The organism is Dehalococcoidia bacterium (assembly GCA_030018455.1).
Taxonomy (GTDB): Bacteria; Chloroflexota; Dehalococcoidia; order DSTF01; family JALHUB01; genus JASEFU01.
In genome coordinates this window covers 58,214-72,818 of sequence record JASEFU010000006.1, presented here as the reverse complement: position 1 = coordinate 72,818, position 14,605 = coordinate 58,214, and the positions used below count along the sequence as shown (strand labels likewise).

Here is a 14,605-nt window from a genome sequence, read left to right as displayed (position 1 = left end):
GAACGGCTTGACACTGGAAGATTTGTCTCTGTCGACGGTTGACATGTAGAGAACGTTAGTTCTATAATGCAATGAGATATTGGGGAACGGCGCCTCTGAAGCGAAGGCCAGTAGTCCGATTCCGCCGCTCCAACTGCTTACGGATAGTTAGCTCTTAGCCGCCACCATGCGTATCGCCTGCATACTCATCCCTCATTTCCCCGTCGCCGTCGAACGCCGGCGCGACCCCTCGCTTGGCCGCCGTCCCATCGTCATCGGCGACGACCGGCGAAAGAACGTCCTCGACTGCGCGCCCGAGGCGGAGGCGCAGGGAGTGCGCGCAGGCATGCCGCTGCGACAGGCCCTCGCCCTCTGCCGCGACGCCGTCTTCCTGACGGTCCATCCCGCCCTCTATCGCGAGGCCTCAGATTCCGTCCTGGACGTCCTGGAAGGGTTCAGCCCTGAGGTGGAAGACAGCGGCCCCGGCTGCGCCTGCTTCAACGCCGACGGCCTAGCCCTCCACTACGACGGCGAGCTCGACATGGGCGAACGCATCCTCCGCGCCCTGCACGACGCTACCGGCCTGGCCGCGAGCGTCGGCGTCGGCGAGGGGAAGTTCGTGGCCTGGGCGGCCGCCGTCACCAGCGGGCCGGGCAGCGTCTGCACCGTGCCCTCCAGCAAGGAGGCCGACTTCCTGCGCCCGCTCGACGTCTCCCTCCTGCCCGCCTCGCCTGGTACGCTGCGACGCCTCCCGCTCTATGGCCTGCGCACCATCGGCGACCTGGCGGCCCTGCCCGTCGGACCCGTGCAGGCGCAGTTCGGCCGCGAAGGGAAGCGGCTGTGGGAGCTGGCCCGCGGCGTCGACGGCGAGACGCTGCGGCCGCGGCGCAAAGAAGAGGTCCTCACGGAGTCCGTGCGCTTCCCTGCCCCCGCCGTCAGCGTCGAGGCGCTGGTGGTGGCCTGCCGTCGCCTGCTGGTGCGTCTCCACTGGCGGCTCCGTGGCCGCGCCGCCCGCCGCATGCGCCTGCGCGCCCTCTTGTGGGACGGACGGAGCTGGGAGAGGTCGCTTGTCTTTCAAGAGGCCGTCGTCGACTGGGAGCGGATGCTGTTCGTCGCCAGGAGCGCGCTGGCGAACGCGACACTGCCGGGGCCGGTCGAGGAGCTGGCCATCGAGTTGACGGGGATTACGGAGGAGCGCGGCCGGCAGTCGACGCTGTTCTCGGAGAAGGCGGGGCTCCAGCGTCAGTTGGGCGAGGCCATCCGGCAGTTGCGGGCGCGCTGGGGGCGGCCGCTGGTATCGAAAGTGGTGGAGGTGGAGCCGTGGTCGCGTCTGCCGGAGCGACGCCACGCCCTGATCGACTACGAGCCGTAAGGGCGCTGCAGCCGCTGAAGCAGCCGCGTCCGGTTGTGGTGGAGACGGACGGGTCGGGCGGGCCGGCCGCCGTCGTGCTGGGCGGGCGGCGACTGGCGGTGTCGCAGGTGCAGGACGTCTGGCGCATCGACGACGAGTGGTGGCGGGAGGAGGTCTCGCGCCTATACTATCGGTTGCTGCTGGAAGACGGCCGCGCGCTGACGGTCTATCGCGATTTGGTAAAGGACAAATGGTGGCGGCAGAGTTACTGAGACGGATCGGAACAAAACGGCCGCGTCTTCCGTCGGATAAACGGGGGTGCTCATTATGCGATTCGCTGCGCTGACCATCCTTCTGTTCGCCGCCGTTCTGCCCGCATGCGGGGGCGGAGACGGCTCGACAACCCGCTACGAGGTGACCGTCAACTTCAACACGTCCGTCACGCAGGCGGACCTGGAGGAAGCCGGCGACATCCTGCGCGCCTACGATGAAGATGTCGATTTCGTCATCATGGAGTCGTTCCCGCCCGTCGGCCGCGCGACGCTGGAGACCGACGCGTCCGACTTCTGCCCGACGATCGAGGGGGAGCTGGAAGCGAAGCCGTACGTGCAAGAGGTGAGCTGTAGGGAGTGGGAGGAGCCGGACGCCTCCCGGAGCCCGGACGCGCCCGTCCAGTCCGATAACTGAGAGCATTTGGTGGGGTGAGAGGTGGTGGAAGCAGGCTTATTCGGGCGACGGCAGCCACTCAACAGGTATGAACTGCTCGACCTGTCGAAAGTGCGGATCGCCTGTCAGGACAGTGGCCCCCGTTTGTTGGGCGAGTGCGCCCACGAAACAGTCAGCGTAGTGCAGGCGATAGCTGCCTTTGAGTGCTGCGGCGCGGAAGACGAGAGTCCGGTCTACGTCAATGCTTGTTATGGGCAATTGGTTCAATCCTGCCAGAGCTTGCTCCGCGGCACTGATACCGCGTCTTCCCCAAAGGGTGTAAATAATCTCACCGAGATTGATCACTGAAATGTACAGTTCGTGTTTTCCCTTGCTAGCGCCATCTAGGATCTCCTGGACCTTAGACGCTCCCGGCTCGTCCTGAATGAGTGCGAGAAGTGAGAAAGCATCGAGAACGTATCGAGACATATCAAGAAGCCTTTGTCCTTCGGCTCTTAACCGTGAGCCGGCGTTCTTCTTGATCGAGTTCCCGGCGATGTTCTTCAAGCAAAGCCTTAGTCAAAGATTCTCCGCCCTTGAACATACCTCGTATCTCACGAATAGGATCTTTCATTGCGGGTATCATCGAAATCCGGCCAGCAAGATCAACAAACTCCACCTTGTCGCCTGGTCGAAGATTGTAACGCTCTCGGATTTCTTTAGGGATGATGAATCCGCCTTTCCTGGATATGATGGCCATCGCTTCCTCCGGTAATACTAACGTGAGAATAGTATAACAGATAACGATTATGGTATCAAGAAAATGAGATATGTCGAACTACACTGCCATTCGTGCTACTCCCTGCGCGAGGGGGCATCCACGCCGGAGGAGCTGGCCCTGCGCGCCCGCGAGCTCGGCTACGACGCCCTCGCCCTCACCGACCACGACGGCCTCTACGGCGCGATGGCGTTCGCGCAGACGGCGAAGGCGTTCGGCGTCCGCCCCATCATCGGCGCGGAAGTCACGCTGAAGGCGACGGGGGTACAGGGGGCAGAGCCCCATGTCGGGGAGTCTGAGGGGTGTCCCCTCAGGCCCACCCACCTCACCCTCCTCTGCGAGTCGCAGCGCGGCTACGCGAACCTCTGCCGTCTCCTCACCCACGCCCACCTGTCGAACAGGCGCGGCGAGCCCGCACTCGACTTCGCGACGCTCTCGCAGCACAGCGAGGGGCTCATCGCCCTCTCCGGCTGCAAGAAGGGCGAGGTGCCGTCGCTGGTCGCTGAGGGACGCTACCGCGAGGCGGAGGAGGTCGCCCGTCGCTACAGCACCGTCTTCTGCAAGGACAGCTTCTGGATCGAGCTACAGAACAACCTCGTCTACGGCGACCGCGACCGCAACCGGGCGCTGGTGGAGCTGGCGAAGCGTCTCGGTGTGGGCTGCGTCGCCACGAACAACGTCCACTACCACGTCCGCGAGCGCCACCGCCTCCAGGACGTGCTGGTCGCCATCCGTCACCGCACGACGCTCGATGCCTCGCACCGGGAGCGGCGCGAAAACTCCGAGTACTACTTGAAGCCGCCCGACGAGATGGCCGCGCTCTTCGCCGAATACCCGGAAGCGCTCGCTAACAGCGTCCGCATCGCCGAGCGCTGCCGGTTCGACATCACGCGCGATCTCGGCTACCGCTTCCCCGACTACCCGGTGCCCGAAGGCGAGACGGTCGATTCCCACCTGGAGCGCGTCTGCTACGAGGCCGCCCGCGAGCGCTACGCCGTGCCTGCCGGCAGGCAGGGCCGCATCGCGCCGGAGGTCGACGCCCGCCTGCGCGAGGAGCTGGCGCTGGTGCGCAAGCGCGGCCTCTCCGGCTTCTTCCTCGTCTACCGCCGCCTGCTGGAGATGGCCCGCGAGGAAGCGGCGAAGGTGCGCGGCGCCTCCCCGCGGTCGACGGCAGGGCTGCCGCCGGGACGGGGCCGAGGCTCGTCGGTCAGCTCGCTCATCTGCTATCTCATCGGCCTCTCGCACGTCGACCCGCTGCGCTACAATCTCTTCTTCGGCCGTTTCCTCAACGAAGACGGGACCTCCGTGCCCGATATCGACCTCGACTTCGCCCGCGACATCCGCGAAGCGCTCATCCTGCGGGTGCACGAGGAGTTTGGGCCCGATCATGCGCCGCTGGTGGGCGAGATCATCACCTACAAGATACGCTCCGCCGTCCGCGACGTGGGCAAGGCGCTGGGGCTGCCGGAGCCGGAGCTCGACAAGCTGGCGAAGCGCGTCGATGGCCGCCGGGCCCGCCACCTCGCCGAGGAGATGTCGGCGCTGCCGGAGTTTCGCCGCAAGCTCAACGCGCCCCTGTGGCGCGACCTCGTTACCCTCGCCGCCGAGATCGACGGCCTCCCGCGCCATCTCTCGCAGCACGTGGGCGGCATGATCATCTCCTCGGAGCCCGTCGCCGAGATCGTCCCCATCGAGCAGGGAGGCATGGCCGGGCGCTACGTCTGCCAGTGGGACAAGGACTCCGTGGACGACGCCGGCATGATCAAGGTCGACTTCCTGGCGCTGGGGATGCTGTCGTTGGTCGAGGAGTGCGTGGAGCTTATCGCCGAGCGGCGCGGCCGTTGCCTCGACCTCAGCCGCATCGATTACGCCGACGACGCCGTCTATGACATGATCTGCGCCGCCGACACCATCGGCGTCTTCCAGATCGAGAGCCGCGCCCAGATGCAGCTCCTGCCGCGCACCCGCCCGCGTTCCCTTGAAGAGCTGACGCAGGAGGTGGCGATAGTCCGGCCGGGGCCCATCGTCGGCAAGGCGGTGCACCCATTCGTGCGGCGCAAGCAGGGCAGAGAGCCGGTCACCTATGACCACCCGTCGCTGGAGGAAGCGCTGAAGGACACATTCGGGGTCATTATTTATCAGGACCAGGTGCTCCAGGTGGCGATGGCGCTGGCGGGCTTCACCGCCGGCCAGGCGGAAGCGCTCAGGCGGGCGATAAGCCGCAAGCGCTCGCGGGAGGCGATGCAGGCGTTCTGGCAGCAGTTCCGCGAGGGCGCGCTGGCCCGCGGCGTCGACGAGAGAACCGCCGCCGCAGTCTTCGAGAAGCTGCTGGGCTTCGCCGAGTACGGCTTCCCCAAGAGCCACGCCGCCGCTTTCGCCGTGCTGGCCTACCAGTCGTCCTGGCTGAAGAAGTACTACCCCGCCGAGTTCTACTGCGCCCTGTTCAACGCCCAGCCCATGGGCTTCTACCCGCCGCACGTCTTCACCAACGACGCGAAGCGACACGGCGTGAGCATCCTGAACCCCGACATCAATCTGAGCGGCGCCCGCTGCACCGTGGAGGACGGCCCCGAAGGCGACGCCGTGCGCATCGGCATCGGCTACGTGCGGGGCATCGGCGGGAAGGCGGCGCAAGCGGTCGAGGAAGAGCGGCGGCGCAACGGCCCCTACGGGTCGGTCTGGGAACTCATGAACCGTACGCGGCTCCCGCGGGCCGCCGTCGAGGACCTGGCGTCCGTGGGAGCGTTCGAGACGCTGGCCGCCAACCGCCGCCAACCGATGTGGGAGGCGGGCCTCGTCGTCCGGCCCAGGGAAGGCAGGCAGCTCCCGCTCTCCCTGCCCATCGAGCAGGACACGGTGGAGCTATCGGACATGACGGCCTGGGAGCGCATGGCCGCCGAGTACGTGAACCTCGGCCTCTCTCCGACGCATCACCCGCTGGCGTTCATCCGGCGCGCGCTGCACGAGGGCGTCGTATCGAGCAAGCACCTCGATAGCCTGTCCGACGGGTCGATGGTGGAGCTCGCGGGCCTCGTCGTCTGCCGCCAGCACCCGATGACGGCGAAGGGCTTCGTCTTCCTGCTGCTGGAGGACGAGTTCGGGCTGTCGAACGTGATAGTGAAGCCGCAGCTCTACAACGAGTGCCGCGACATCATAAAAACGGAGCCACTGCTACTGGTGCGGGGCCGGCTCCAACGAAAGGAAGGCATCACCAATATCCTCGCCGTCACCTTCAGACCGCTGAAAGTCGCGGCTTCCCTCATCACCCCTCCTGCCCACAACTTCCGCTGACAGCCGGCCCCCCGGCGCTGTCGGCGGTCCCCACCCACGGCGGCGCTGTGTCGTCATCCGCCTCCTCTGCGTCACGGCCAACGTAGCATTGCGCTTCGAAATCTTTCATTGCCGGATAGTCAATGACTTTCACCGATAAGTTGTTAACTATAGAGAGCAAGCGGCTTCGGCGACCTCCCTGGGAGTCAAGGATGACAGCACAGGCGACGGCACAAGCCAGAACCGCGTCGGAAGCGCGGCCGGACCTGTTTCATTCCGGCTCCATCTCATTCCCGAGGCCGGCTTCCCCCTATCTGAACCGTAACGTTTCCCTGGATGCCGCCGTTATAGGGGAGAGGAAGGTGAAGTACGGCTGTCCCGTACGTTCCGTGCGCGTTTGCGCTCATCAAGCATATAGCATATTCTAATGGGGCGCCGGGAGGGCCCTGAAAGCATCCCGGCCATTATTTGCCCGGACAATACGGAAATACGCAAAGCGACCCGGGAACAAGCGACCGGGGCCCGCGCAGGCCGCCAAATCAAAGCGTGCGGCGATTGCTAACTCCCCGCCTCTTTTCCGAAAGGGAGGTTTTGTGCGAGAAACGAAGCCGGTGAGGCCGCCGACGACCCGCCGGAAAAAACGAAAAGGGAAGCAGCAGCGCCCATTCCGCCTCCTCGTCGCCGGCGCCTTGACGGCGGCGCTTGCCTGGGTGGTCTGGCGAAGCAGGCTTCACGCAACGAGGGCGCCGGGCCGGAGCGCGCGGAAGACGGCGGGCGGACCAACGGGCGCTCTCTCTAAACTCCGCAGTCCCAAGCCTCTACTTCTGGCAGCCTGCCTCTTCGGCGTGCTGCAGTTCCACGGTTTTACGGCCGTCTCCCCAGCTTCCAATCCGCCGTTGGCCCTCCGTCTTGGCAACCTCGGCGGGATGAGCGCCTTCGATGCCCTGAACCCTTTGCGCGCGCTCCGGATGCCGAAATCGCAGGCGCTACAGGCTCTGGTGGTGGCAAGCTCAGCGTCGCCGATTCCTTCGCCCCCGCCGCCGCCGATTCCCTCGCCGCCGCCCTCGCCGATCCCCACGCCTCCCGCGCCCGCATCTGCCGTGGCCGGCGTCGCGGCAGCGCCCGCACAGGCGCCGGCCCCCGCGCCCGCGCCCGACAGCGCCGCGTCCAGCGTGATGAGCGGCATCGCCACCTGGTACGGCGGTGTCGACGGCTTCGACATCGGCGATGGGATGGCGGACGGCACGCCCTTCAACCCCAACGACCCCACAATCGCCGCCAGCAACCTCTGGCCGCTCGGCACGCGGTTGCTTGTCTGCCACGGCGCGAAGTGTATCGGCGTGACCGTCCGCGACCGGGGCGCCTTCAGGCACGCGCTCGACCTCTCGCAGGCGGCTTTCGCTTCGCTTGCTCCCCTGAGCCGCGGCGTGATCACTGTGACCATTCAAGTTGTGCCCTGACCCGAAAGCCGAATGCGTGTACTCGCGCTATCATGCGTACGGGCAATGTGAGCCATTTATCAGGGTGAACACGCATTCAAAGTGGTGCCTGGCGCGGCGTAGACTGTCTAGCCGCAAGGATCTCCTTACGTGGCGGGGCAGAATCTCAATCTTGGGCTAGAGGCAGGATCACGCGGCATCCCGTTTGCCCTGCGATGAGCGCCCCTTTCCCATCCGCTTGTCCGCTTTCTATCCGTTGACAGGCCCCGAAGGGCTTCCCTTCCTGTGGTATGATCATTACGTAGCCCTCGTAACCTCATTCCGAGCCGATTCAGGGAGGAACCGGACGGTTCCACCGCTTGACTCTTCGAACGGAGCACCTCTCATGGCCGACCACGACGTTGTCATCATCGGCGGCGGGCCCGGCGGGTACGTCGCGGCGATAAGGGCGGCGCAGCTCGGACTGCGCACCGCGCTGGTCGAGGCGGAAAGGGTGGGCGGCGTCTGCCTCAACTGGGGCTGCATCCCCACAAAGGCCCTCTTGTACAACGCTGAACTTGTCAATCTCTTTCGGCGCTCGAAGGACTTCGGCATCAGCCACGACAACTTTCGCGCCGACCTCGCCCCCGCCGTGGACCGCAGCCGTGAGGTGGCGGAGCGAATGGTCAAGGGCGTCGAGTTCCTGCTCAAGAAGAACGGCGTCACCCTTGTTCGGGGCCGGGGCCGCCTGCAAGGCCGGAACGAGGTCGCCGTGGAGCCCGGCCGAGAGACGCTCCTGACCGAGAACGTCATCGTCGCCAGCGGCGGCGTGACCCGCACCCTTCCCGGCGTTGCCATCGACGGGAACATCATCATCACCAGCCGCGAGGCCCTCGAACTGCGGCGGCTTCCGTCGAGCATCGTTATCGTCGGGGGCGGCCCCATCGGAGTCGAGTTCGGCTATCTCTACCACAGCTACGGCGCCGACGTCACGATTATCGAGATGCTTGACCATCTCCTGCCGGCGGAGGACGAGGAGGTCAGCGTCCAGCTCGAGCAGTCGTTCAAGCGACAGGGGATCAAGTTCATGACCGGCGCCCGCGTGCAGGAGATACGCTCCGGCGAAGGGGGCGCGCGCGTCCGCGTTTCTGCCGACGGGCGGACGCCGGAGCTGAAGGCGGAAAAGGTGTTGGTGGCCGTGGGCTTCGGAGCGAACAGCGCCGGTCTCGGCCTTGAGACGCTGAACGTCGAGACCGACAGAGGTTTCGTCAAGGTTGACGGCCGGATGCGCACGAACGTGCCCGGCGTCTACGCCATCGGCGACGTGACCGGCAAGCTGATGCTTGCGCACGTCGCCTCGCAGCAGGGGGTGACGGCGGTCGAGCAGATCGCCGGCCTCGAGCCGCCGGAGATGGAGTACGAGAAGATGCCGCGCGCCACCTACTGCCAGCCGCAGGTCGCCTCCTGCGGGCTCACGGAAGCGCAGGCGCGCGAACGCGGCTACAACGTCGCGACGGGCCGCTTCCCCTTCCGCGCCAACGGGAAGGCGGCGGCGAACGGGGTCGACGAGGGCTTTGTGAAGGTCGTCCTCGACAGGGAGTACGACCAGCTCCTCGGCTATCACATCATCGGGCCGGAGGCAACCGAGCTTATCGCCGAAGCAACCCTTGGCGTCGCCTCCGAGAGCGCCGCCGGCGACGTGATATGGACCGTCCATGCCCATCCCACGCTCTCCGAAACTATCAAGGAAGCGGCGCTCGTCGCGCGCGGACAGGGCATCCACTTCTGGTCGGGAGGCAAGAGATGACGACGACGCGGACGCGGGCCCGGAACCAGACGGAGTTGCTGGACCTCCTGCGGCAGATGATGCTCATCCGCCGCTTTGAGGAGAAGTCGGCGGAGATGTATGCCCGCGGCCGCATAGCCGGCTTCCTCCACCTGTATATCGGGCAGGAGGCCGTCGGCGTGGGAGCGACAGCCGCCGTCCGCGCCGATGACTACATCGTCAGCCACTACCGCGACCACGGGCAGGCGCTGGCGCGCGGCCTCGAGCCGGGAGCGATCATGGCGGAGCTTTTCGGGCGCACCACGGGCGTGAGCAAGGGCCGCGGTGGCTCCATGCACCTCTTCGACGTGTCGCGACGTTTCATGGGTGGCTACGCCATCGTCGGCGGGCACCTGCCGCTGGCCTGTGGGCTGGGCCTCGCATGCAAGCAGCTCCACACCGGCAACATCGTCCTGTGCTTCTTCGGCGACGGCGCGGTCAACCAGGGCGAGTTCCACGAGTCGCTCAACCTGGCGGCTATCTGGCGCCTCCCCGTCGTCTTCCTCTGCGAAAACAACCTCTACGGCATGGGCACGAACGTCCGCCGCGTCTCCGCCGAGCCCGACATCTGGAAGCGCGCCTGCGCCTACAACATCCCCGCCGAGCAGGTCGACGGCATGGACGTGCTGGCGGTGCGCGACCTCGTGCGCAAGGCCGTCGACCACGCGCGGGGCGACAAGGGCGCCTATTTCATCGAGGCGGTCACCTATCGCTTTCGCGGCCACTCGATGGCGGACCCCGAGCTCTATCGCACGAAGGAAGAGGTGCAGAAGTGGCGGGAAAACGACCCCATCGTCCGCTTCCGCCGCCTGCTGGAGGAACGGGGCGCGCTCGACGAGAAGCGCTTCCAGCAGATGGAGAGCGAGATCGAACAGATCGTCGAGGATGCCGCCGCGTTCGCGGAACAGAGCCCCCACCCCGACGTCTCCACGCTCTACGAGCACGTGTACAAGGAGTAGCGGCCATGGCAGAGATTGCACTGCGCGAGGCGCTTCGGCAGACGCTGCGTGAGGAGCTACAGAGCGACGAGCGCGTAATCATCATGGGGGAGGACATCGGCGCTTACGGCGGCTCCTACGGCGTGACCCGTGGCCTCCAGGAAGAGTTCGGCGAGGAGCGCGTCCGCGACACGCCTATCTCGGAGTCGGCCGTCGTCGGCTGCGGGATCGGCGCCGCGATGGGCGGGCTGCGCCCCGTCGTCGAGCTGATGACGATCAACTTCAGCTTCCTCGCCTTCGACCAGATAATCAATAACGCCTCCAAGCTCTTCTACATGTCGGGCGGGCAGATCAACGTCCCGCTCGTCATCCGCATGGCGAGCGGCGGCGGCGCCCAGCTCTCCGCGCAGCACTCCCACGACCTCGCGGGGTGGTACGCGCACGTGCCCGGCCTCAAGGTCGTCGTGCCTTCCACCCCCTACGACGCCCGCGGCCTCCTCAAGACCGCCCTTCGCGACCAGAACCCCGTCATTTTCATCGAGCACACCGCCCTCTATGGCCTGAAAGGGGAGGTGCCGGAAGAGGAGTACTCCGTACCTTTCGGGCAGGCGCAGGTCTACCGCCCCGGCGATGACGTCACCATCATCGGGTATTCGGGCAGCGTGCACCAGGCGGCCCGAGCGGCGGAGACGCTGGCGGAGCGCGGCGTCGACGCCGAGGTGATCAACCTACGCACGCTGCGCCCGCTGGACATCGACGCGATCATCCAATCGGCGAAGAAGACGGGCCGCGTAATCGTCGTCGAGGACGACTGGCGCTTCGGCGGCTTCGCGGCGGAGATCGCGGCGCTGATCCAGGAGAAAGCCTTCGACTACCTGGACGCCCCGGTCGCCCGCGTCTGCGGCGCCGACGTCCCCATGCCGTACGCCAAACCGCTGGAGACAGCCGCGCTGCCAAGCGAAGACGAGATCGTTCGCGTCGCCCTCGCGATGGTGTAGAGGAGGAGCCGCCATGGCCTACGAAGTCGTCATGCCCCAGATGGGCGCGGAGATGAAGGAAGGCAAGCTCATCCGCTGGCTGAAGAACGAGGGCGACCCCGTGACCCGTGGCGAAGCCATCGCCGAGATCGAGACCGACAAGGCGAACGTCGAGATCGAGGCGTTCGAGGGCGGCATCTTCGGCCGGGTGCTGGCGCAGCCGGGCGAAACGGTGGCCGTCGGCCAGGTGATAGCGATCATCACCGCCCCCGGCGAGGAGATGGGCGAGGCGGCGCCGCCGGCCCCTGAGAAGGAGCGCGCCGCCGCAGCAGAAGAACAGCCGGCTCCTGCTCCTCCGGAGAAAGCGCCGCCCAAAGAGGCGGAAGCGCCGGCCCGCGCCGAGGAGGAGTTCATCCGCGTATCACCGGTGGCGCGGCGCATCGCCGAAGAGAAGGGCGTCGATCTGCGGCAGGTCCGCGGCTCAGGCCCGGAAGGGCGCATCGTCCGCCGCGACGTGGAAGCGTTCCTCCAGCGGATAGCGGCGCCGCCCGAAGCCGCTCCGCCGGAGGCTGCGCCGCCTGCTCCTCCTGCCGCCGTGCCCATGAGCAGGATGCGCCAGACGATAGCCCGCCGCATGAGCCAGAGCAAGCGCGAGGCGCCCCACTACTACGTCGTCGTCGACGTCGATATGACGGAGGCGCAGCGGATGCGCTCGCAGCTCAACGCTTCGCTCGGAGAAGAGGCGCGCGTGTCGGTGAACGACCTGCTTGTCAAGGCGGCGGCGAAGGCGCTTGCGATGCACCCCATGTTCAACACCTGGTTCGTCGACGGCGAGGTGCGCCGGCACGAGGCGCAGAACGTCTGCATCGCCATAGCGCTCGAAGAGGGGCTCATCGCGCCGGCAATCCTCGAGGCGGGACGAAAGAACGTCGTCGAGATAGCAGCCGCGAGCCGCAGCCTGGCGGAGCGCGCGAAGTCGGGTACGCTGAAGGCGGAGGAGTATTCCGGCGGCACCTTTACCGTGAGCAACCTGGGGATGTTCGGCGTCGAGGAGCTGATAGCGATAATCCAGCCGCCCCAGACGGCGATACTGGGCGTCGGCGCCATCCGGCAGACGCCCGTCGTCCGAGACGGTGCAATCGTGGTCGCCGAGATGATGAAGCTGGCGCTTTCGGGCGACCACCGCGTGACGGATGGGGCGCAGGGCGCCGAGTTCCTGGGTGAGATCAAGCGGCTGCTGGAGGCGCCGCTTCACCTGCTGCTGTAGCGGCTAGCGGTTCGCTTTCCCCGTCGTTTTCACCGTGTCGAGAAAGTCGAGCAGCTCGCGGACCGTCCCCTCCGTGTCCTCGATGGCCGTCATGTGCCCGACCCCTTTCAGTACCACGTGGCGCGCATCCGGGATCTCGCGCGCCATCAACTCGCTCGCCTCGATGAAGACGACATCGAACTCGCCCAGCAGCACCAGCGTGGGGCACTTGATCTGACGCAGCCTGTCGATGTGCGGATCGGGGTCGGTGTAGAAAGTGCGCAGGAACTTCGCCACCGTCTTCAGGTCGTTGCGGCGTAGTATGCGTTCCCAAACGCCGTACATACGCTCCGCTTCAGGGAGCTGCGCCATGCGGAAGAGGAACGGCCCCGGGTTCACCTTCGCCCCCGCGACGATCTGGTCGTGATCGGCGGTCTCAAAGCCCGTCGCCCACGCTTCCATCCCCTCGCGCATCTGCTCTTCCGTCACGCCGGGAAAGACGAGCTGCGTGGCCGACCCCGTATCGGTGAGCATGAGGCTTATCAGGCGGTCGGAGTGGCCCATCGCATACCGCACGCCTGCCATGCCGCCGGTCGCGTGCGTCAGCAGGTGGAAGCGCTCGAACCCGAGGTGATCGGCCAGGGCGCCGATATCGTCCGCCACCGTATCGACGTCGAAGCCGAGGGGTTCGCCTTCAACAACCGTCTGCCCGTGCGCGCGCATATCCATCGAGATGACGCGGTAGCGCTCCGCCAGCCGTTGCGTCACCCCCGTCTCGCTCCAGTAACCGCCGTTCTCGGCCACGCCGTGTGTTGTGATTATGGGCTCGCCTTTGCCGACGTCTTCGTAGTATATGCGGGCGTTCCCGCGCTCCATCCAGGGCATGTCGCTCTCCTTCCGACTCCAGGCCGCTGCTGTCCAGGTCAGTTGCGAGACTAGAAGGGACGGCGGCAAGTGTCAACAGAGCGTCGGTGCCCAGCCGTTCGCGGGCTGCTACAATGATTCAAGAATGGACGTAGTTGCGCGCTCTCTGATCATATTCGGCGTAGTCATCGCGCTCGTGGGGGTGCTGCTGCTTCTGGCGCCCCACGTGCCGCTGCTGGGCAAGCTGCCGGGCGACTTCTCCATCAAGCGGAACGGCTTCTCGTTCTACTTCCCCTTGACGACGATGATACTGGTTAGCCTGCTCCTCACCATCGTCGCCAACGTCGTTTTCCGCCTCATTAGCCGCTGAGTGTTCGCTTGCCCGCGCTCGTGAATCGGTAGGGAATCGTTTGACTTCATTCAGGCAGCCGTTTCACAATGTCATCACCTCGGCCTCCGAGCCGGAGCATTTCGATCGGGCCGCGGAGTTGCCAGAATGAAGGTCCGCGCCAACGGCATAACGCAGAACTACGAGCTCGCCGGGGACGGCGACTGCCTGGTCCTCATCCACGGCGCCGGCGACAACCTCCACATGTGGTACAACCAGGTTCCCGCGTTGTCGCAGCGGTACCGCGTGCTCACCTACGACGTGCGCGGCTTTGGCGAGACGGAGCTGCCGGAGGGCGCGGTCGACATGGGGCTGCTCGCCGAAGACCTCTACCAGCTTCTGCGTGCGCTCGAAATCGACAGCGCGTTCGTCCTCGGCTACTCGATGGGCGGGCGCATCGGCCTCCAGTTTGCGATAGACCGGCCCGAGGTGGTGCGGGCGCTTGTCCTCGCCAACAGCGGCGTGGGCATTGCGCCGCCGTCGCCGGAGGCGCAGGAGCGGCGCCGCCGGCTCATCGGACTGCTGGAGCAGGGCGATCTGGAGACCGTCTCCGAGCAGATGACCGCGACCTCGTTTTCGCCTGGCCTCAAAGAGCGCGACCCCGAGAAGTTCGAGGCGTACAAGTCGATTAAGCTCCGGAACGACCCGCGGGCGTTCGCCCGACTGTGGGGAGCCCTCGTGGCGGCCTCGCCGCCCGATCTCGGCCGCCTCGCCTGCCCGGTGCTGGTGATCGCGGGCAGTCAGGACGCTTTCACGCCCCTCGAGGCTGCGCGCGCCACCGCCGCCGCCATACCGGGAAGCCGCCTCGAAGTGTTGCCGACAGGGCACGCCGCAGCCATCGAGGCGCCGCAGGAGTTCAATAGAGTCGTCACCGACTTCCTGGCTGGCCTACGTTGAGGCGCCGCCCTCGAGGCCGGCGGACCCGT

14 protein-coding genes are annotated in these 14,605 nt (G+C 66.2%); 11 read left to right on the top strand and 3 right to left on the bottom strand.

Translation table 11 applies throughout. From position 1 onward, the window contains the following. The first annotated feature begins 166 nt into the window (after nucleotides 1-166). The 3 genes from QME71_08520 to QME71_08510 are packed head-to-tail and all read left to right on the top strand — an operon-like array spanning nucleotide 167 to nucleotide 2,017. Nucleotides 167-1,351, top strand: a complete 1,185-nt coding sequence (locus QME71_08520) for a DNA polymerase Y family protein (protein MDI6858341.1) — start codon at nucleotides 167-169, stop codon at nucleotides 1,349-1,351. Nucleotides 1,352-1,386: 35 nt separating this feature from the next. After that, on the top strand, nucleotides 1,387-1,602 hold the full coding sequence (locus tag QME71_08515) for a hypothetical protein (GenBank protein MDI6858340.1): 216 nt from the start codon (nucleotides 1,387-1,389) through the stop codon (nucleotides 1,600-1,602). A 55-nt stretch (nucleotides 1,603-1,657) separates the two neighbouring features. Next, the gene (locus QME71_08510) at nucleotides 1,658-2,017 is read left to right on the top strand and encodes a hypothetical protein (protein MDI6858339.1); all 360 of its coding nucleotides are present in this window, start codon (nucleotides 1,658-1,660) and stop codon (nucleotides 2,015-2,017) included. Nucleotides 2,018-2,053: 36 nt separating this feature from the next. Here the strand turns inward: QME71_08510 and QME71_08505 are convergent, their stop codons facing one another. Both QME71_08505 and QME71_08500 read right to left on the bottom strand, forming a co-directional pair. Then, nucleotides 2,054-2,464, bottom strand: coding sequence for a type II toxin-antitoxin system VapC family toxin (locus QME71_08505; protein MDI6858338.1), 411 nt, complete (start codon nucleotides 2,462-2,464; stop codon nucleotides 2,054-2,056). A 1-nt stretch (nucleotide 2,465) separates the two neighbouring features. Further along, on the bottom strand, nucleotides 2,466-2,735 hold the full coding sequence (locus QME71_08500; protein MDI6858337.1) for an AbrB/MazE/SpoVT family DNA-binding domain-containing protein: 270 nt from the start codon (nucleotides 2,733-2,735) through the stop codon (nucleotides 2,466-2,468). Nucleotides 2,736-2,798: 63 nt separating this feature from the next. Here QME71_08500 and QME71_08495 point away from each other — a divergent pair, with 63 nt between their 5' ends. From QME71_08495 to QME71_08470, 6 genes are all read left to right on the top strand, one after another. Beyond that, nucleotides 2,799-6,044: an error-prone DNA polymerase gene (locus tag QME71_08495; GenBank protein MDI6858336.1), complete on the top strand. Its 3,246-nt coding sequence runs from the start codon at nucleotides 2,799-2,801 to the stop codon at nucleotides 6,042-6,044. A 572-nt stretch (nucleotides 6,045-6,616) separates the two neighbouring features. Beyond that, complete coding sequence (locus QME71_08490) at nucleotides 6,617-7,483, top strand: septal ring lytic transglycosylase RlpA family protein (GenBank protein MDI6858335.1); 867 nt, start codon at nucleotides 6,617-6,619, stop codon at nucleotides 7,481-7,483. Between the two features lie 364 nt (nucleotides 7,484-7,847). Beyond that, nucleotides 7,848-9,248 (top strand): dihydrolipoyl dehydrogenase, encoded by a 1,401-nt coding sequence (gene lpdA / locus QME71_08485; protein MDI6858334.1) that lies wholly within the window; start codon nucleotides 7,848-7,850, stop codon nucleotides 9,246-9,248. Further along, complete coding sequence (pdhA, locus tag QME71_08480; GenBank protein ID MDI6858333.1) at nucleotides 9,245-10,225, top strand: pyruvate dehydrogenase (acetyl-transferring) E1 component subunit alpha; 981 nt, start codon at nucleotides 9,245-9,247, stop codon at nucleotides 10,223-10,225. The genes lpdA and pdhA overlap by 4 nt, the downstream gene beginning before the upstream one ends. A gap of 5 nt (nucleotides 10,226-10,230) precedes the next feature. Beyond that, nucleotides 10,231-11,202 (top strand): alpha-ketoacid dehydrogenase subunit beta, encoded by a 972-nt coding sequence (locus QME71_08475; protein MDI6858332.1) that lies wholly within the window; start codon nucleotides 10,231-10,233, stop codon nucleotides 11,200-11,202. Nucleotides 11,203-11,215: 13 nt separating this feature from the next. Then, the gene (locus QME71_08470; GenBank protein ID MDI6858331.1) at nucleotides 11,216-12,448 is read left to right on the top strand and encodes a dihydrolipoamide acetyltransferase family protein; all 1,233 of its coding nucleotides are present in this window, start codon (nucleotides 11,216-11,218) and stop codon (nucleotides 12,446-12,448) included. A gap of 3 nt (nucleotides 12,449-12,451) precedes the next feature. On the opposite strand, the gene QME71_08465 is transcribed toward QME71_08470, so the two are convergent. Next, on the bottom strand, nucleotides 12,452-13,312 hold the full coding sequence (locus QME71_08465) for an alpha/beta hydrolase (protein ID MDI6858330.1): 861 nt from the start codon (nucleotides 13,310-13,312) through the stop codon (nucleotides 12,452-12,454). A 124-nt stretch (nucleotides 13,313-13,436) separates the two neighbouring features. Between QME71_08465 and QME71_08460 the strand changes: the two genes are divergently transcribed. Together QME71_08460 and QME71_08455 are read left to right on the top strand one after the other, a co-directional pair. Then, entirely contained in the window at nucleotides 13,437-13,661 is a 225-nt protein-coding gene (locus QME71_08460) for a DUF2905 domain-containing protein (GenBank protein ID MDI6858329.1), read from the top strand. Nucleotides 13,662-13,787: 126 nt separating this feature from the next. Beyond that, nucleotides 13,788-14,576, top strand: a complete 789-nt coding sequence (locus QME71_08455) for an alpha/beta hydrolase (protein MDI6858328.1) — start codon at nucleotides 13,788-13,790, stop codon at nucleotides 14,574-14,576. Nucleotides 14,577-14,605 lie beyond the last annotated feature (29 nt).